The 15,813-nt window shown below is 67.8% G+C and carries 23 protein-coding genes; 16 read left to right on the plus strand and 7 right to left on the minus strand.

Annotated features, from left to right (window positions below):
* Positions 1-247 precede the first annotated feature (247 nt).
* The 3 genes from ACFUJY_RS29425 to ACFUJY_RS29435 all read left to right on the plus strand — a co-directional run bounded on the left by ACFUJY_RS29425 (position 248) and on the right by ACFUJY_RS29435 (position 1,824).
* A complete protein-coding gene (locus tag ACFUJY_RS29425) occupies positions 248-1,165 on the plus strand; it encodes a helix-turn-helix domain-containing protein (RefSeq protein WP_383305283.1) in 918 nt (305 codons plus the stop codon).
* A complete protein-coding gene (locus ACFUJY_RS29430; RefSeq protein WP_383305285.1) occupies positions 1,162-1,347 on the plus strand; it encodes a DUF397 domain-containing protein in 186 nt (61 codons plus the stop codon). Before ACFUJY_RS29425 ends, ACFUJY_RS29430 begins: the two co-directional genes overlap by 4 nt.
* A 198-nt stretch (positions 1,348-1,545) precedes the next feature.
* Positions 1,546-1,824, plus strand: a complete 279-nt coding sequence (locus tag ACFUJY_RS29435) for a hypothetical protein (protein WP_383305287.1) — start codon at positions 1,546-1,548, stop codon at positions 1,822-1,824.
* Between the two features lie 7 nt (positions 1,825-1,831).
* On the opposite strand, the gene ACFUJY_RS29440 is transcribed toward ACFUJY_RS29435, so the two are convergent.
* From ACFUJY_RS29440 to ACFUJY_RS29460, 5 genes are all read right to left on the minus strand, one after another.
* Entirely contained in the window at positions 1,832-3,013 is a 1,182-nt protein-coding gene (locus ACFUJY_RS29440; RefSeq protein WP_383305289.1) for a hypothetical protein, read from the minus strand.
* A gap of 71 nt (positions 3,014-3,084) precedes the next feature.
* Positions 3,085-3,525, minus strand: a complete 441-nt coding sequence (locus tag ACFUJY_RS29445; protein WP_383305291.1) for a DUF6221 family protein — start codon at positions 3,523-3,525, stop codon at positions 3,085-3,087.
* The gene (locus tag ACFUJY_RS29450; protein ID WP_383305293.1) at positions 3,522-3,749 is read right to left on the minus strand and encodes a hypothetical protein; all 228 of its coding nucleotides are present in this window, start codon (positions 3,747-3,749) and stop codon (positions 3,522-3,524) included. The genes ACFUJY_RS29445 and ACFUJY_RS29450 overlap by 4 nt, the downstream gene beginning before the upstream one ends.
* Positions 3,750-3,863: 114 nt before the next feature.
* Positions 3,864-4,817, minus strand: a complete 954-nt coding sequence (locus tag ACFUJY_RS29455) for a hypothetical protein (RefSeq protein ID WP_383305295.1) — start codon at positions 4,815-4,817, stop codon at positions 3,864-3,866.
* 131 nt (positions 4,818-4,948) lie between these two features.
* Positions 4,949-5,353 (minus strand): hypothetical protein, encoded by a 405-nt coding sequence (locus ACFUJY_RS29460; RefSeq protein WP_383305297.1) that lies wholly within the window; start codon positions 5,351-5,353, stop codon positions 4,949-4,951.
* A 177-nt stretch (positions 5,354-5,530) separates the two neighbouring features.
* Here ACFUJY_RS29460 and ACFUJY_RS29465 point away from each other — a divergent pair, with 177 nt between their 5' ends.
* The 6 genes from ACFUJY_RS29465 to ACFUJY_RS29490 all read left to right on the plus strand — a co-directional run bounded on the left by ACFUJY_RS29465 (position 5,531) and on the right by ACFUJY_RS29490 (position 10,091).
* On the plus strand, positions 5,531-5,947 hold the full coding sequence (locus tag ACFUJY_RS29465) for a hypothetical protein (RefSeq protein WP_383305299.1): 417 nt from the start codon (positions 5,531-5,533) through the stop codon (positions 5,945-5,947).
* A 138-nt stretch (positions 5,948-6,085) separates the two neighbouring features.
* Entirely contained in the window at positions 6,086-6,331 is a 246-nt protein-coding gene (locus ACFUJY_RS29470; protein WP_383305301.1) for a hypothetical protein, read from the plus strand.
* Complete coding sequence (locus ACFUJY_RS29475) at positions 6,328-6,936, plus strand: hypothetical protein (protein ID WP_383305302.1); 609 nt, start codon at positions 6,328-6,330, stop codon at positions 6,934-6,936. The genes ACFUJY_RS29470 and ACFUJY_RS29475 overlap by 4 nt, the downstream gene beginning before the upstream one ends.
* A gap of 98 nt (positions 6,937-7,034) precedes the next feature.
* Complete coding sequence (locus tag ACFUJY_RS29480; RefSeq protein WP_383305304.1) at positions 7,035-7,295, plus strand: hypothetical protein; 261 nt, start codon at positions 7,035-7,037, stop codon at positions 7,293-7,295.
* Entirely contained in the window at positions 7,292-7,915 is a 624-nt protein-coding gene (locus tag ACFUJY_RS29485; RefSeq protein WP_383305306.1) for a hypothetical protein, read from the plus strand. Before ACFUJY_RS29480 ends, ACFUJY_RS29485 begins: the two co-directional genes overlap by 4 nt.
* A 379-nt stretch (positions 7,916-8,294) precedes the next feature.
* Positions 8,295-10,091 carry an FtsK/SpoIIIE domain-containing protein gene (locus ACFUJY_RS29490; RefSeq protein ID WP_383305308.1) on the plus strand — a complete coding sequence of 599 codons (1,797 nt, stop codon included), beginning with the start codon at positions 8,295-8,297 and terminating at the stop codon, positions 10,089-10,091.
* A gap of 112 nt (positions 10,092-10,203) precedes the next feature.
* Here ACFUJY_RS29490 and ACFUJY_RS29495 read toward each other — a convergent pair whose 3' ends face one another.
* Complete coding sequence (locus ACFUJY_RS29495; protein WP_383305310.1) at positions 10,204-10,386, minus strand: hypothetical protein; 183 nt, start codon at positions 10,384-10,386, stop codon at positions 10,204-10,206.
* A 106-nt stretch (positions 10,387-10,492) separates the two neighbouring features.
* Here ACFUJY_RS29495 and ACFUJY_RS29500 point away from each other — a divergent pair, with 106 nt between their 5' ends.
* From ACFUJY_RS29500 to ACFUJY_RS29530, 7 genes are all read left to right on the plus strand, one after another.
* On the plus strand, positions 10,493-10,975 hold the full coding sequence (locus tag ACFUJY_RS29500; protein ID WP_383305312.1) for a hypothetical protein: 483 nt from the start codon (positions 10,493-10,495) through the stop codon (positions 10,973-10,975).
* Positions 10,976-11,050: 75 nt separating this feature from the next.
* A complete protein-coding gene (locus tag ACFUJY_RS29505; protein ID WP_383305313.1) occupies positions 11,051-11,668 on the plus strand; it encodes a hypothetical protein in 618 nt (205 codons plus the stop codon).
* 297 nt (positions 11,669-11,965) lie between these two features.
* Positions 11,966-12,826 (plus strand): hypothetical protein, encoded by an 861-nt coding sequence (locus tag ACFUJY_RS29510; RefSeq protein WP_383305315.1) that lies wholly within the window; start codon positions 11,966-11,968, stop codon positions 12,824-12,826.
* Positions 12,826-13,116 carry a hypothetical protein gene (locus ACFUJY_RS29515; protein WP_383305317.1) on the plus strand — a complete coding sequence of 97 codons (291 nt, stop codon included), beginning with the start codon at positions 12,826-12,828 and terminating at the stop codon, positions 13,114-13,116. The genes ACFUJY_RS29510 and ACFUJY_RS29515 overlap by 1 nt, the downstream gene beginning before the upstream one ends.
* On the plus strand, positions 13,113-13,274 hold the full coding sequence (locus ACFUJY_RS29520) for a hypothetical protein (protein ID WP_383305319.1): 162 nt from the start codon (positions 13,113-13,115) through the stop codon (positions 13,272-13,274). The genes ACFUJY_RS29515 and ACFUJY_RS29520 overlap by 4 nt, the downstream gene beginning before the upstream one ends.
* Before the next feature lie 443 nt (positions 13,275-13,717).
* Positions 13,718-14,146, plus strand: a complete 429-nt coding sequence (locus tag ACFUJY_RS29525; protein WP_383305321.1) for a hypothetical protein — start codon at positions 13,718-13,720, stop codon at positions 14,144-14,146.
* Entirely contained in the window at positions 14,146-14,883 is a 738-nt protein-coding gene (locus ACFUJY_RS29530; RefSeq protein WP_383305323.1) for a hypothetical protein, read from the plus strand. Before ACFUJY_RS29525 ends, ACFUJY_RS29530 begins: the two co-directional genes overlap by 1 nt.
* Positions 14,884-14,942: 59 nt before the next feature.
* Here ACFUJY_RS29530 and ACFUJY_RS29535 read toward each other — a convergent pair whose 3' ends face one another.
* Positions 14,943-15,788 carry a hypothetical protein gene (locus ACFUJY_RS29535; RefSeq protein ID WP_383305325.1) on the minus strand — a complete coding sequence of 282 codons (846 nt, stop codon included), beginning with the start codon at positions 15,786-15,788 and terminating at the stop codon, positions 14,943-14,945.
* Between the last annotated feature and the right edge of the window lie 25 nt (positions 15,789-15,813).

The raw sequence follows: 15,813 nt of genomic DNA on the forward strand, positions 1-15,813 counted from the left end.
GTGGCTTGGTGGGGCACGAACTCCTCGCGCAACTAGGCTGCTACACAGGGGAATTAGGATTCAACGGAATCCCCGCAGAATCCTCCCTGGGGACTAAAGTGGCATGTGCCCGAGCGTGCAGATGGCCCGGGAGGTCGATCAGATGGACCTTGCAGCCGGTCACATGGCGTGAGCGGCTGCGCACATGGGCTGTCGGGTCGATCCCATGGGGTGTTCTGCCGAGCAGATGCAATGCGACACTCAGCGCATGCCGAAGGAGGCATGTGCGTTCGCCGGGGAGGTAGGCACATTGGCCGGTCGATCGCGTCCGACCGCACGCAAGATTGCGCTGGGCCAGGAGCTGCGACGCCTCCGCGTTGCGGCGGGCATGAGGATCGAGGATGCCGCGGTCCTGGTGGGCTTCTCCGAGGCCCTGCTTCAGCGCGTCGAGACGGGGCTCAGTTCGCTGCGCCAGGCCCAGCATCTCATTGCGCTTCTGAGGATCTACGGCGTCGAAGAGCCGGACCCGCTCGTTGAGGAGCTGCTTGCCATCCAGCGGGAGGCTTCCAGCCAGGAATGGATCTCGGAGTTCAAGGACGGCATGACGCCCACCCAGATGCCGAAGTTCGTCGGCATCGAGGAGGTAGCGAAGACGATCCGCGTGTACCACCCGCTGCTACCGTGGGGAAGCCTCCAGACGGAACCCTTCGCGCGCGCCTTGTTCGCCATGCAGCAGCCCGTCCTGGAAGCCCCCTCCGACTCTGTGGAGAAGGCCGTACAACTGCGTATGCGCCGGCGTGGTTTCATCACCCGCAAGGACGATCCCGTCGCACTCGTCGCCATCATCGGAGAGTCGGCACTCCGGCAGATCATCGGCGACATAGAGGTGATGCAGGAACAGTGCGAAGAGCTGATCAAGCTCTCGGAGCTGGACAACGTCACCATCCAGATCCTGCCTACGACCGGAAAGCGATACCGGTTCACGGCCGACTTCAGCATCCTGGACATGGGGGACGAGCTGCCTCCACAAGTCCAGGCAGATAACGCGTGGGGAGCCCTGGCTATGTCCGGGAAGCCCCGCGATGTAGGGGTCTTCACCAGGCGGTGGGAGAGGCTTTCCGCTTCCGCACTGCCTCCGGAAGAGACCGAAGAATATGTTCGCAACCTAGCGCGAGAGATCAGATGACCAACAACAACGCTCCCCAGTGGTTCAAGTCCTCCTACAGCGAAGGCAGCGGGAACGCCTGCGTGGAGGTGGCACTCAACACCAGCGCCGTTCTCGTCCGCGACTCCAAGGACGTAACGATCCCCAACCTCAAGATGTCCGCCGCGTCGTGGTCGGCCTTCCTGAGCCACGCCACGCGCTAGTCCCTACCGAGAGAGCAATGATGGGCCCCCCTCTGGGAGATAGAGGGGGGCCCATCGCTGCTCTCCACGATGGCCATTCGAGCACAGCGAATCATTTTCCTGCACCCGACACCAGGCTGCTTCCGGCCCTGGTGCTGAAGAGGTGAAGGGGGGATGATTTCCCCACCCCCACATACAGAACAGCGCAAAGGGGTACCGGTGACCGTTTTCTTGCCGCACACGCCGACGACCGCGATCGTGGTTCGTGCCGGCTGCCGTACGACCCTCGTAGTCCTGCCGGACTGGTACCGGGGGCAGATCCTCGTCCCTGTGGAGACGTGGGTCGTCATGATGGCCACCGGCCTGACACGTGCCGCCCTGCCGGACACGCAGCTCCTGGTGCGCGCCCGGCTCGGGGCCCGTACGGAGCAACAGCTCGATCTTGAAGGCTGGGAGCTCCCCGACGAGGTCGAGGGGCCAGCTGCCGTGGCCGCGTAATGGCCCTTCAGCCTTCGCCCGCTTCCTCTCGGGCCCTGGCGACGGCTGCGTGGGCGGCTCCGCCGTACACAGGTACTGCGCTGAGCGGGTCGCGGGTTCCAGCGTTGTGGCGTCGGTCGTAGACGGTGTCGGCCGTGTGTGAGCCGGGTGCCCAGCGTCCGGCCTTGTTCCGTTCCAGGAGCGATACGCCGTTCTCGGCCATGTCGGTGTTCGCGCCAGCCCTCCACGAGTGCGAGCGGACCTTCTTGCCGTCGATATACGGCACGCCTGCCCGCTCGGCGAGAGTCTGAAGCCGTTCGTTCAACGAGCCCTCACCCATGTGCACGCCTCGCTTCCGGCCCTCCCGGTACTTGCGGAACGTGCCCTGAGTGGTGAGGGCGCGGAAGAGCGGATCGTTCGGGCCGTCACCGCCGAGCTCGCGAAGGACGGCCTTCCACGCGCGGGCCCGTCGTACGAGCTGGAGGTCGCCACGGTCCTTGATGAACCGGCCGACGCCCTTTCCGGTCTGGTCGGTCTTGGACGACGCGGTGGTCACGAACAACCCTGTGTCGTGGATCTTCACCCACTTGACCAGCTGGTCGGCAAGCTCCATCTCGCGGTGCAGGTTGCCATAGGCGAGCGCCGCCAGGAAGACGTCCCGCTTTCCGATGTTCGTGCTCTCATCGATGGCGGCGATGATCCGAACGTTGTACTCGATCGTGACGGCGGCGGCACGGTCAACCTCGCCGCCGGCCTTCACCCACTCCTTTTTCCAGACGCGCAGACGGCCCTTGAAGCGAGTGGGGTCGGGCCTGTAGTCCACCGGCTGCCAGTTCCAGATTCGCGACATGTACTGAGCGACGGTGTCCGGGACGAACTCGCCGGCCTTGCCCCGTCGAATCAAGTGCAAGCCGTAGGAGGTGTACGTCGCCGTGGTGCACGGGTACGCCCACCGCGGCGGCTTCTGCGCCGCGCACCACTCCTCGAACGCGCGGGTCGTGGCATCGCGGTTGATGATCGTGTTGTCCGCAAGGTCGGGCTGTTCCAGCTCGGCGACGTCTTCCTCGGAGAGCCGGAAGTCCTGGTCCTCCCAGGGCGGGCGCTCGTCGGCGAGGGGAGGCAGTTCGTTGGGCCCGAGCATTGTGTGCTGCGTGACGAGGTAGCGCGGCGCTGCGGCGGCCGCCGGCGCTGGACCGCGGCCGTCGACCAACTCGGCCTGGACGACGTCGAGGCCCCGGTCCGTATCTGCGGAGCGGACGGGACGGGCTTCGGCTTCCGTGCTCACGACTCCTCCGGCGGCTCGTATTCGGGGTGGTCGGGATGGTCGATGAACGGCTCGGCGAACTGCTGAACCACCATGCGGAGCGGACCGGCCAGCGGGGTCTCCTCCTCGGCGATCTGGGCGTGCAGCAGGTTGACCAACATCAACTTGGCCAAGAGGTCGCTGCGCGTGCGCTGCGGCTGATTGCGGACGATGTGTATGGCGGTGGCCTGGTCCACGAAGTGCCCGGAGCCGGTCAGGATCGGCGCGAATACCCGGCCGCCCATCGCCTCCACGCCGAATCGGCGCGCGCCCGGCTCGGTCAAGCCCCACCAGCCCAAAGTGTTGAGAGTTTCACCGGCCGCCAGTTCGTCCATCACTCGGGCTTTCAGGAAGTCCGCCCACTCCGCGGCCGTTGCCTCGTTCGGGGCGGCCGGTCGCTCGGGTCGCTGCTCGGTCATCGCCGGGCCTCCGCAGGGAAGTTTGGGTGCTCCGCCCAACGCTTCGCCTCGTTGCGCATCCATGCGAGCTGGCGTGCGGCGCCGACGACGTCGCGGTTCTCCAGGCACCCCTCGGCGTACCCCAGGGCATAGCCCAGGGACTGGTGGAACTGCGGCGTGACGACTGGGGTCTCCGCGGTCCTCGCTCGAAGGAAGGAGTGCAGGGTGGTGAGCTGCGCTCGCATGTCCTCGAACGCGTCAATGCTGGAGGCCGGCCGCTGGGCAGTCTCCGGGCTGTGTCCGGTGCTCACGGGGGTCCTTTCACGTGAACTGTTGGTGTGCGGGCGCGGAGGTGGGGTTCAGTCGCGGCCGAACTGGTTGCCGATGCAGTCGGAGCAGATCCGCAGCGCTTCGACGTCGTCGGGGGAGATGTTGAGCACGGTGCCGCATCCGAACTCACAGTCGACCAGGTGGCCGAAGGTGTTGCCGCACGCGAAGCACAGACCTGTCGCTTGAGGGCGGCATTCCGCGGTTATTGCTTCCGTGACCAGGGCAGACACGCCGCATTCTGGGCAGGCAACCACAGGGGGATCACCGCCGTCCTGAACTGCGGTCACCTCGTCCTGCCCCAGGATGATCCATGCGTAGTTGGCGGCGCCGGACGGCGCATCGTTCGGCCATATCTGGTGACAGAACAGGCAGCGGGGGCCCTCCTCGCCGTTGTACGCAAGCATGGCCCACTGCTCACAGTCGGGGCACTGCACGGTCACGTCGGCGAACTTCGCGAGCGTGCTGCGCAGGTTGTTCATGCGCTGCTTGACCAGTGTCTCAATGGCTTTGAGCTGCAACCGGAAGGAGTCCATGCTCTCCTCAACACGTTCGGCCTCATGGGGTTCGAGGCCCGGAATGAGGTGGTCGTGAATGAAGTCGAGCAGGAACTCAAGGACGCGCGCCGCACGGGACTCGATGGCGTACGCGTTGTGCTTCAGGCCGTAGTGCTGGAGGGCATTGCGGTGTTCCGTGAGGTCTTTGATCCTCGTGCGGTGGCCAGCGTCGAGCTTCAGCCCAGCAACGTTGCAAAGCCGGTCGAAGGCGTCCAGAATGCCGCAGCTGTTGAACTTGCCGCTCTTCCACTTCTCCTTGGTCGCCTGCAACGGATCGTTGAAGATGAGGCTGTAGTGCTCGTGGGAGAGCGCGGCCTTGAGCAGTACCTCGGTGGCTGCTTGGAGGTGCAGAACCGTGTACTTGAGTGCGTGGGAGTCCGGAGGCTGCGAGCCGGTCAGGTGCTGGAAGACACTCACCAGGTAGTCCACGCCGTTGTCCACCAAGGCGTAGGACAAGTCCGGCCGCGGAGCGGGGCGAGCCGCCTTCTCGGCGTCTTGAGCGGGGCCAGAGGTTGCGGACTCAGGGGTGGAAGAGTCTGTGCCCGAGGGCTGTTGTGTAGTCACGGCCGCTCTGCTCCCTGGTGGTTGAGGGTGTTCGGGCACCCAGGCTCGGGCTGCCCCACGGGGGTGGTGCAGCATCCCCGTTCGGTGCGCTCGCCACAGATCACCGAAGGCCAGTCGGGGGCCCAGTGAGTTGCGGTGCTCTGCGGGTCAGTGCCGATGATCTTGATGGTGCTGGTCTTCGCGTCTCCGCCGGGCAGGTTCCCAGGGGCGAGGACCCGGCCGAACGCAGCGACCCACTCGTCGGCGTCGTCAGGCACAGGCATGGTGTTCGGCGTGAGTCTCATGATCGTGTACGTCTCGACGGGATGCTCGATGTGGCCGAGGTGCGCGAGGCGGTCAGCTGGCGGCACGCCGTTCGAGCCGACCTCGTCCGGACCTTCCGCGCGTTGGTTTCCGATCATCCGTTCCCCCACTCTCTTGGCTATCCGGTATTCCAGGCAGAATACTGGATAAGGGTTACCTAACTGAGCGTTGAGGGTCCTTGCGCAGTAGAAGGCGCGCCAGTACCTACCCGATAGACTACCCGGTGACATAGGATCTGGGTGGTTTATCGGGTGAGTTCTGTCGAAAGGATCAGGATGCGATTGGTCATCGAGGGCGGATCGGCCGCCTTCGAAGAGAAGCTGCTTGCGCTCTTCGCCGAGCACCGCGACGAGCTGACCGTGGAGACGGACCGGGAATGGACCGTCGAGCGCGCGAAGGACTTCGTCCGCATCGCCACACCGCCCGTCCGCACGCTCCTCAACGACGTGTTGCACGGCGGGGGATACCGTGCAGCGAGCGACCTGCGCGACATGGGCCGCGACCTCGCGGGCCCCTCCATCTCTCTGACGAAAACCCTGACCAAGGGCGTGGTCGACGGTCTGTGGCCCAGCGGTATGCCCGCGCCCATTACGGCGGACTACGGCCGCGAGAAGCCCCAGAACAAGAAGGTCGAGGGGTACCGAATGGCGGCCGAACTCGTGCCCATTTTCACCGTTGCGGCGGAAGGCTGAACCCATGCAACTGGAACCCGAGCAGAGCAGCACCCCTTGGCGCTGCGAGGTGCCGTGGCACGCTCACACAAGTGCCGAGCGAGGCCCAACTTGCCGACCCGACAGCCTGCTTCACCCCGAAACGCAGCGAGACGACCAGTGAACGACGACACGGGCGAAGAGCCCGGCAACGAGACGCCCGAGGGCGCGGTCACAGACGGTCCGCGCATCACGGTGTTCGTGGGCATGGCCTCGGGGAGCCCGGAGACGTACGAGCTGGACGCGGAAGAGGTCCCCGTCGGCTGGCACCGAATGACGGATGAGCAGAAGTCCGAGGCCATGCAGCCGATCGTCCAGCTATACATGGATAACGTCGTCCAGGCCGGATGGGGCGAGGTCGAATGAGTGTGCTCACGCCGATGGAGCGGCGCCCCGCCCCTGTGGACAACGCGGCTAAGTTCGGGGGGCCGCACGGCGCACCGGTGCTGTGGGGCGGCGAACTCGCCGCCCTGCTTCGGGACGCCTCCTTCTTCAGCCGTCCCAACACCCGTACAGACAAGCAGGCCCATGTGGCTGTGTTCTCGACGGGGTTGAACACACGGAGCGAAGGGTCGCTCGGAGACCTGGGGGCCGCATGCGATCCGGGCAGGATCATGCTCAACGACGACCTGGTCCTGGAGGCGCACGAGGTGGGCAAGCCGGTACGGTGCCGGCGCCGGGCGTGTCAGTCGCTGTTCGCGGCCGCCGAGCGCCAGCGCTCCGACCTGGATCACATCCGGTCGTACTACCGGCTGGAGCAGCGGATCGGTGTTCGGGTGGGGCTGGGACTGCGGGTCCGTCATGCCGGCCGCCTGGGCACCATCATTGACACGAGCGGCCAGTACCTCGCGGTGCGCCTGGACGGCGAGTCAGCCCCATGGAAGGTGCACGCCACAGCCGACATGGAGTACGAGGGCCCGGACGGCTGGGTGCGGGCGGTGCCGCTGCCGGACCCGTACGCCGCGGTGTAACGAATTGGCGGGTCACTCCGTCTATCTTGTGCACGGCCCCCTGCGTCGGCGCCCGCCGGCACGGTATTCAGGCAGGGGGCTGTGCTCCGGGAGACATCGTGAGCACAGCCACCACCGCCGAGCGCAGCGAAGTGCTGCGTTCGGCGTCCCTGACGGTCTGCGGCCGGCGTGAGGGCAAGGTCAAGTCCTGCAACTCGTGTCTGCGGAAGGCCGACGCCGCCGTGCGGCTCATCAAGAGCCCCACGTTGAACACGCGGCTCCTGCCGCGCGTCGCAGACATCGTGTGCGGCTCGGACGGCCACCCCTGCGGCGACTGCTGGGAGAAGGCCACCACCCTGATTCTGGAGCTGCGGCCGTGAACGATTCCGACTGCTGGGTGGTGAAGGCCCGTGTTCGCGCGGGTGGACAGGTAACGACTGCCCAGGTGGCGCTCTCCGGCCTGCACTGGGCAGCCTTGCCTGTTGAGGCGCGGTGCCTCGCAGTGCGCCAGGTCCGGCGTACCCTCTCCGGCGCGGCAGGAATCTGCGAGTTCTGCGCGGAAACGGTCGAAGGCCCGTGCAGGCGCCCCTTTCCGTGCGGGCCGGTGTCGACGCTGTTGTCGGTCGGCGGCCACGAGTATCCGCTGACCGGAGACATGCTCACGGACTACGGCAGCGACCCCGGTCGCATGCTGGCTCTGGTGGCGACGGCCCGGGGCCGGTGGGGGCGCCAGGCGCGCGCCCTGGTCCCCGCGGCGGAATGGCAGGGCACCCATCCGCAGGCGCGTGAGGCCGCCCTGCGGTGTGTCGTTGAGGAACTGGTCCGCTGTTGCGGCGCCGGCCCGGACCCCCTGAACATCAGCACTTTGATCTGGGACGGTGAGTGCGAGTTCCCCTACCCCGGCAACTGGCCCGAGGCGCTTCCCGGTCAGGATTTCGTCCCGGCGGGCAGCTACGAAGTGTGGGCCGAGGGCGAGGGATACATCCCACTGGACCGGTAGGCTGCTTCCATAACTTCATACCCGGGCTTCGGCCCGGCCGGCTGCGGCGCACGAGCGAGCGCTCGCGGCCTCCACGCTCCGACGACCGGAAGGGCATGCCCATGTCTCGCGTCACCGTTTCCACTCTCGGCTCCGCCTGCACGTCCTCATGTGACGTGACGAACCTCTGACCTGCGGTTTCCTTCGCCGCCCTCGTCACGTCACTTCCCGGGAGACTGCTGTGCCTCCGCATGACTCAATACTCTCGCGCGCCGCCTTCGGCACCGCGCACGCTCTGGGCCGGGCATGCCGCTGGTGCGTGAGCCGCCGCTTCGAACTCGCCCCCGCAGCCGCCTTCACGGGACTGACGGGACTGTCCTGGCTACATCACCTCAGCGACGTGAGCCGTGCCGAGCACGGCGCCTACGGCGCCGCCCTGGCCGCCTCCACCGTGCTCACCGTCGGTGCGCTGAAGCACCGGCACAAGGGCCTGGCGACGGCGGGCGCCAGCAGCATGGCCGTCATGGCAGACGCCTGGATGGGGGCCACGCTCGGCCCGTCCGTGCCGTCCCTGATCGCCAGTTCCCTCGTGACCGGCGGGACGTACACCGTGTACGTGCCGTGGCTCGTCCGGTCCCGCCGGGAACAACTCGCGCTCCAGGTGAAGGCCGCGAAGGCCGGCGTCACCGCGCAGGGCCTGGGCACCAACACCCTCGCGCCGGGCCTGACCGGGGCCACCCGCGAGGAAACCGCGCTCATGCAGGCCCTCGTCGCGATGCTGTCCGTGCCGGCCGTGGACGTGACGGCGCTGGAGTACACCCGCTTCGGGTGGCGGGCGGTCATCGTGCTCCCGCCCGGCCGGGACACGGCCCCGCACAAGGTCATCGCCCGCCGCGACCAGCTGGCCACGAACCTCGGCCTTCCCGGGAAGCTGCGCCTGGCGAAGGGGGAGCAGGACAACGAGCTGGTGGCCTACCTGTACGAGTCCGACCCGCTCGCCTCCCCGATCGCCTGGCCGGGCCCGTCGACCAGGACGTGCACGGAGCCGGCCGTGCTCGGCGTAGACGCATACGGCCAGCCGGTGACGATCCCGCTGCTCTACAACCACACCCTGATCGGAGGGGCGACGGACAACGGGAAGTCGGGCATCCAAAGCGTCCTCATCGCGTATGCGGTGGCCTGTGAGGACGCCGAGGCCCTGCTGATCGACATGAAGCCCGGAGCGGTCGAGTTCGGTCCGTGGCGCGACTCCGCGCTCGCACTGGCGGACACCCCGAGCCGGGCCATGCAGCTGCTCAAGACGGTCTGGGCCGAGGTCGAACGCCGCGGCGCGCTGCTCTCCAGCCTCGGCGAGAAGAAGTGGGTTCCCGGCAAGCACGGCCCGGCGTGGTTCGTCTTCATTGACGAGCTCGCGGAGCTGATCCGCCGCGTGCCCGCGGCCGCGAAGCTGATCGAGTCGCTGCTCCAGGTCGCCCGGTACACCGGCGTCACGCTGGTGTGCGCGACCCAGTCCCCGAGCAACAAGGTCTTCGGCGGTTCCACGGACGGCCGCCAGCAGTACCAGGTCCGCATCGGCCTGGGCGCCAAGGAGTCGACCACGTCCAACCTCATCTTCGGGCCCGGCGCCTACGGCGACGGCTGGTGCCTTGACGAACTCGACCTTGCGGGGAAGTTCCTGCGCTGGGACCGGGAGCACCAGGTCCCGGTCGACGCCCGCGCGTACTGGATGACCGAGGACGATGTGACCGCGACGAGCCACCGCTACGCCCGCGAGGAGGCCGAGACGGAGGCCCGCGGGCATCCGGAGCATTCACCGGACCCGGAGGACGACCCGACGCCCCCGCGCCCGCCTGTGCCCCCTTCCGGCCCTGGCGGGGGCCGGCCGCTGCTGCGTGCGGTGCCGACGTTCCCGGACGGTTCGGAGATCGCCGACGAGCGGCATGCGGCGCTGTGGCAGGCGGTCGAGAAAGCCGGGCCGCGCGGCATTACTGTGGACGACCTGGTGGCCCTCGGCCTGCCGCAGTTCGCGGCCCGGTCGTCCGTGAACGGCCCCCTCGCGCAGTGGCGGCGCAGAGGGTGGGTCGAGGAGGCCGGGAAGCAGGGGAGGGCGATGGCGTTCCGCACGGTGCCCCGGCTTCCGGTTGGCGAAGCGCCGGCGGCCGTCACGGACTCGGCGCCGGTCACGGTCGGCGGGTGAGGGGGACGCCTTCGGCCCGGGACACTGGCAGAGCGAGGGCGTAGAGACAGGAAGTACCGGCGGTCGCGGGCGGCATTCTCCCCGCGGCCGCCGCGGCGTTCGCTGCCCTGAATCAGGCTGACGTCTTCGGCTTCCTGCTGCGCGCGGCCTCGACGGCAGAGCGGCAGGTGACGCACAACGGGTTGCCGCCGAAGCCGTAGCGGTGGCAAGGCTGCTGGCAGCGGGCGCACAGTCCGACCTGCGACGGCGGGCAAGTCAGCGCGGTGGACTTCTTGGTGGGGGTGGGTGTTGTCATGGCGCATCCTCTCGAACCCCCGTTCTACCAGAATGCGGCCGGACACCCCTTCCGGGCCACGCCGAACGCAGGGCGCCCGGACGGCTGCCGTGGCATGATCTCGCCCATGATCAAGGGGTGGGGGATAGGGGCGGCGTCCGCGCTGCTCATGGCCGCGGTAGCGACCGGTACGGCAGGATGCAGCGCGCAGGCAGACGCGGACGCGAAGCCGGCGCCGAACGCGAGCCCGACGGAAAAGACGCCTGCGGTGCCGGTCAAGGCGCAGTGGGACGAGACCATGGCGTGGTGGCAGACCCACGACATCAGGTGTCTCAACGGGGCGGACGTCGAAGAGAACCCGGACGGCTGCGCGATTCGCCTCCAGGACTTCGTGGACGACGTCCGGAAGATCCGCAAGGCGATGAACGCGGACCCGGACGCGCCGAAGGGCTTCTACTCCGAGGCGTACGTGATCATCGACCGGGTGGAGACGTACGCAGGCGTCCCGGTTGGTGAGTCCGACACCGACGGTTGGCTGGAGGCGCGGCCGTTGATCTGGATGGAGGGCCGGGCCCTCACGGACTGGATCAAGGCGCATCCGTTGCAGTAGTGCCGTCGTTGGATGGGGCGGGGCTTCGCGCCCTGCAAGGTCAGGCTATTAACCTTAATAGATAAGGTATTAACCTTGAAAGAAGAAGTGCGCCACGAAGAGCAACGGAAGACTTGCTCATTCGCGATTGACGCTCGTCACGCATCTCGCTTTACCGCTATTCGGAAGAAGCAGCGCCGCGAAATGGAGTTTTGGGCTTTGGAATTGGCTCGAAAGAGCAAAGGGAAGATCACCCGGGCGCAGGCCCGCTTGGAGGCGCGTCGCCAGCGGCCGGCGATGTGGCCCACGCTGGACGAGTACGTGGAACGCGCGATCCGCCTTCGGCTGGCCGAGGACGATTTGAGCGGCCCTTGGGAGCCGCTGACCACGGCCGAGGAAGAGGAAGCATCCCTGTCCGGCAGGGGAATCGGCAAGAACTACAAGGGGCGGGGGCGCCTCGTCGTAAGGACTTACGACCTCCCTTCTTCCCTGGTCAATGAGCTGCGGGCAACCGCGGTTCGGGTGAGTGAGGCGCCGTTGGAGGAGCTGGAAGAACTGGGCTTGCTGTACAACTCCCTCAGCTACAGCGAGGAGGAGCGGGAACAGCGGGACGCCCTGGTCGAGAGAGTGTTCTCTGCCGCCCGGATCGTCCGCGAGGCTCTTGAGCGATACGGCCCCTGGCCGCCGGACGAAGATCCTGCGCCGGCCTCCTGAACAGGCCCTTCATCAGGCGAGAGGTCGAAGGAGCGCCTATAGGTATTAACCTTAATACCAGAGAGTCCGGCTCGCGCGCGCAGTTATAAGGGTCTCCGGATGGAGCCGATCACCCTTTCTGGGTGCTTTTTTGAATTCACCTTGATTTCGTGGCGCGAGATGCTTTTATTGGGTTCAGTAGAGCGCATAAGGAGGCTTGCGTTGCCCAGTTACGTTCCCCCGATCCCGGACCTCATCCGGTACACCCGCTGGCATCAGGTCCCAGCCGGCCTGCAAACCAGGACTCAGCTCGCCCGCATGGACCCGCCGCTCAAGCCGGGGGCCGGCCCGGTTGGTCAGGTGCTTTACCACAGCAACAGCTACGCCCCCTTGTTCGAGGTCGCCGCCGCAGTGCCCAAGCGCCGGGTCTCGCCCGCGCAGCGCGCCGTGCTCGACCAGGCCCGCGCCTTGCAGTACCAGTGCCGGCGGTGCGGGGAACGCTGGGAAGAACCGCTCGGGAAGGGCCGACTCTGCGTCCCATGCCGCTACGCAATGACCCTGTGGGAACAGCACGACCAGGCGCAGGCCCTCGCGCGTGAGCTGGTCGCCGACCCGGGCGCCGCGCTACTGGTCGTGGACGTCGCGCCCGACTCGCTCCCCGAGGCGCAGGGCGTCGCCGTGGTCGGCGTGCGCGACCGCCAGGTCCTCTACACCGCCGAGGCCGGGGAGTACGGCAGTCCCAAACGCGGGTCCGTCCTCGATCGGCTCGACGCGCTCCTGGAGGGCCGCCGCGTGGTCGAGGAGCCCGACTTCATGGGCCCGCACAACCGGTACCCGCACGCCCTGCTGCGCCTGCCGAACTCCGGGCCCGTCGTCTCCGGCCGCGACCCGCTGCACCCATGGGCCGCGCCTTCCTCGCACGCTAACGAGAGCGTCACCCGGATCTGGGCCGGATGGTTCGGGTGGACCGCCCCGCACTCGTCAGGGAACGCGTGCGCCCCATGGGAGTGGCGCGGCGACTTGCCCATGCCGTGGTCCCGTTCGCTCGACCTGGCGTTCGATGGGCTGTCGATGGCCGGCCTGCTGCACCGGATCGCGGACGGCACCGAGCCGGTGTGGGAACGGGCTGCCTGGACGGTCGACGGATACGGCGCCGGCCCGTCGAAGGTGAGCGCCTGATGTCCTCGCTGCGAATCATGGACTCCGACCCGGGCAAGGCACGGCGCACCGCCGAGGCCGTGCAGCGGGCGCTGGAGGCGTCCGGGGAGGTTGTCGTCGGCAACGTGTCCGTCGTACCGAACCGGCGCGACGGCGGCGCCCGGGTCTTCATGGAGGTACTGCTCCTGGAAGCGCCTGTGACCCCGCCCGGTGTCGAGGACCAGGAGGTGACCGTTGAGCGCGACGACCGCCCCCGACGGCGTGCGCCTCGGCGGGCACTGCCGCGCGGCGGCCGTACGCTCGGCGCATGAGCGCGAAGTACGTGGGCGGCCCCTTCGACGGCGGCACGAACCCGGACCCCTTCATGGATCAGATCGCCATGCGCACGCCTCTCGGAGCCGGCACATACGTGAAAGAGGCCGATGAGAACGGCACCGAGGTGTTCCACTGGGTGCCGGATAAGGACTGAAGGAGCGCTGGAGTGGGGAGTTCTTGCGGATGACGACTGAACCGCGGCCGGAGCCGGACGACATGGACTTCATGGCTCTGACCCCATCGTTGTCAGGGCCCCGGGAGGAACCGTTGTGCTGGAAGCACAACAGCGACGTATGCGACTGTCCGGACGACGAGGGGCCACTGTCGGGGGAGGGGGCCGGATATTCGGCTGAGCCGCCGTTCCCGCCGGGCTCACAGGCCCCGCTGGACGACGACCTGATGCCCTTCAGTTGGTAGCTGACACGGGGATCAGCGCGCGTTACGCCGGCGGCCGTCCTCGAAGCATACCGAAAGCCTAGCCACTGCCAGCGGCTGAGGTCTGGCGAGAACGATGGGTGAAAACTGGATGGTGTACTCGTTCCTGAGCCGTCCGTGAAAGGCTGACTGTTCTAACTGGACAGCACCGAAGGGCCCGTGATGACCGACCAGCCCCACCTCACCGAAATCCTCGGCGCCACGGATCGAGAGGCCGTGCTAGCAGAGGACTTCGCGTACGTGCTTGACCGGATCTCCGCGCTGATCGGGTACGCCGAGGACGGGAACTGGCGCTCCGTGCACGAGAAGATCGAATCGTTGCGGTCTGCGCTGAACACCTTCGAGCGCAAGATCAGCGAGCCGGTGACGTTCCAAGACGGCGAGAAGGGCTCGGTGTACCGCGATCCGATCGTGGACACGCACCGTACGGTGCAGCTCATCACCGCGTACGCCCAGCGCTACGGCGGGCGGCTCGGACCTCAGATGTTCCCCATCGAAAAGCTGGAGAACGAGCAGGCCGTCGCGCAGATCCAAGCCGATCAGAAGCGTAACGAGGAGTTCAGGAAGCAGTTGCTCGGGGACGACGCCTGATGGCCGCTGTTCCCCGGCGAGCCGAACGGTTGCGGAAGGTCGCATGGAAGCTCACCGAGCAGTACGGGCTGCCGCGCGGCCGCGAGGTCACAGCGGAGCTGGACCCGTACTCCCGGCCGAAGGTGTGGGTGATCGAGTGGCGGGACGGGCCCACCGAGGCGCAACTGCGGCGTGCGGCGGCAAAGCTGGACAAGGAAGTCCTTGAGGGTGTCGGCTTCCGCCGCGAGTACAGCGACCAGGCGTACGCGGCCGCGGCTATTCGCTTCCTCCGCGATGGAGAGCCGATCCAGGACGAATATCGCCCCGACGTCAACGTGTACCAGGTCCGCCGTCTGCTGGACAGCATGAAAAACCCCGGCCCGCGCGACGCCCGCGAGCGCTTCATGTCGGCGGTCTTGGTCAAGAACGCCGAGCGGCAGTCCTCGGTGTTCGGCGATGGGGACGCCATCTGTCGCGAAGCCACCCAGGAAGGGCTCGCATGCCTCCTGTGGGACAAGGGGGCGTATTCGTCTCTCTCTCCGATCGAAATGCTGACCGAGCGGTACGCGACCGGGCGCGCAAGCGCGTTGTGGCGCTACCGGCTGATCCCGATGACCGCCCCGGAGGCATTCGCTGCTGTGCAGGCGGACTACCAGGCGTCACCCGAGCAGATTGCCGCTGCGCTGTCCCTGCTGCCGCAGCTTCACGCGGCTCTCGATACAGCAGCGGCGTCACTTCAGGAGCGGCTTTCCCCGTAGAGTCGGGACAGGCCCGGCACCGCCCCCCGTCGGTGCCGGGCCTGCTGCGTGCCTGGCGTTCACGGGCCCTGCTCGGTGCGCAGTGCGCCCGGGCGCACTGGGCGGCCGAGGAGGTCGAGGACGAGCCGGCGGTGCGCGGAGTGCAGGGTGCGCACCGCGGCGGCTTCCAGGCCGGGCGGGGTGGGCTGTTCGCCGCGGGGTCGGCCCGGCTGGGTGGGAATCCACAGGTGTCCGGGGTCGGTGCCTTGCAGGGATGAGGCGATGATGCCGGCGCGCTGTCGCATCCACCGCTCCAGGACGCGGGCCGTCTCGGGGGTCAGGGTGTGTGTGAGCTTGGCGGCCAGGAGGATGCGCGGCGGCTGGTGCTGGAGCTGGACGTCGTCGGTGTACAGCGGTGCGAGCTGGGCGACTGTGCGGCCGGTCTCGGCGACGAGCGCGGCGAGCGCCGCGGTGCGCACGGCGACGGCGGCGGTGGCGCCGCGGCGTTCGACGGCGAGGCGGCGTACGACCTGGGCGGCTTCGTCGGGGTCGAGGTGTTCGCCGGTGATGTTCGGGGGGACTTCCAGGCGCCAGGGGGTGCTCACGTACTCGGCGAACACGTTGTAGGTGATGATCCGGACGCGGTTGGTCGCGGCGGCCGAGCGGGCGTTGGGGCCGGAGAGGGTGTTGCGGCGCCGTGTGCGCCCCGCTGCGGCGTCTTCGAGCCAGGCGTGGGCGCGGGGGAGTTCCATCAGTTCGTCGGCGCTCAGCGGGGCGAGGGGGGCGGGTTCCGCGTTCTGGGCGTGCTCCAGGTACTCGGCGAGGAAGGCGCCGCGCACGCGTTGGGTCTCGAACGCGAAGCCCTTGACGCGCAGCTGCTCCAGGAAGCCGGTGATGGCGTCGAGGGCGGTTCGGGTCTGGCTCACGTATGCAGGGTATGCGGCCCGGCGG

The organism is Streptomyces sp. NPDC057249 (assembly GCF_042669245.1).
Taxonomy (GTDB): domain Bacteria; phylum Actinomycetota; class Actinomycetes; order Streptomycetales; family Streptomycetaceae; genus Streptomyces.

Bases quoted from the DNA above. Each gene is read 5' to 3' on its own strand.
- ACFUJY_RS29430 (WP_383305285.1), top strand. From the start codon at position 1,162: ATGACCAACAACAACGCTCCCCAGTGGTTCAAGTCCTCCTACAGCGAA.
- ACFUJY_RS29515 (WP_383305317.1), top strand. From the start codon at position 12,826: ATGTCCTCGCTGCGAATCATGGACTCCGACCCGGGCAAGGCACGGCGC.
- ACFUJY_RS29475 (WP_383305302.1), top strand. From the start codon at position 6,328: ATGAGTGTGCTCACGCCGATGGAGCGGCGCCCCGCCCCTGTGGACAAC.
- ACFUJY_RS29510 (WP_383305315.1), top strand. From the start codon at position 11,966: ATGGACCCGCCGCTCAAGCCGGGGGCCGGCCCGGTTGGTCAGGTGCTT.
- ACFUJY_RS29450 (WP_383305293.1), bottom strand. From the start codon at position 3,749: ATGCGAGCGCAGCTCACCACCCTGCACTCCTTCCTTCGAGCGAGGACC.
- ACFUJY_RS29520 (WP_383305319.1), top strand. From the start codon at position 13,113: ATGAGCGCGAAGTACGTGGGCGGCCCCTTCGACGGCGGCACGAACCCG.
- ACFUJY_RS29495 (WP_383305310.1), bottom strand. From the start codon at position 10,386: ATGACAACACCCACCCCCACCAAGAAGTCCACCGCGCTGACTTGCCCG.
- ACFUJY_RS29525 (WP_383305321.1), top strand. From the start codon at position 13,718: ATGACCGACCAGCCCCACCTCACCGAAATCCTCGGCGCCACGGATCGA.
- ACFUJY_RS29500 (WP_383305312.1), top strand. From the start codon at position 10,493: ATGATCAAGGGGTGGGGGATAGGGGCGGCGTCCGCGCTGCTCATGGCC.
- ACFUJY_RS29530 (WP_383305323.1), top strand. From the start codon at position 14,146: ATGGCCGCTGTTCCCCGGCGAGCCGAACGGTTGCGGAAGGTCGCATGG.
- ACFUJY_RS29445 (WP_383305291.1), bottom strand. From the start codon at position 3,525: ATGACCGAGCAGCGACCCGAGCGACCGGCCGCCCCGAACGAGGCAACG.
- ACFUJY_RS29465 (WP_383305299.1), top strand. From the start codon at position 5,531: ATGCGATTGGTCATCGAGGGCGGATCGGCCGCCTTCGAAGAGAAGCTG.
- ACFUJY_RS29460 (WP_383305297.1), bottom strand. From the start codon at position 5,353: ATGATCGGAAACCAACGCGCGGAAGGTCCGGACGAGGTCGGCTCGAAC.
- ACFUJY_RS29425 (WP_383305283.1), top strand. From the start codon at position 248: ATGCCGAAGGAGGCATGTGCGTTCGCCGGGGAGGTAGGCACATTGGCC.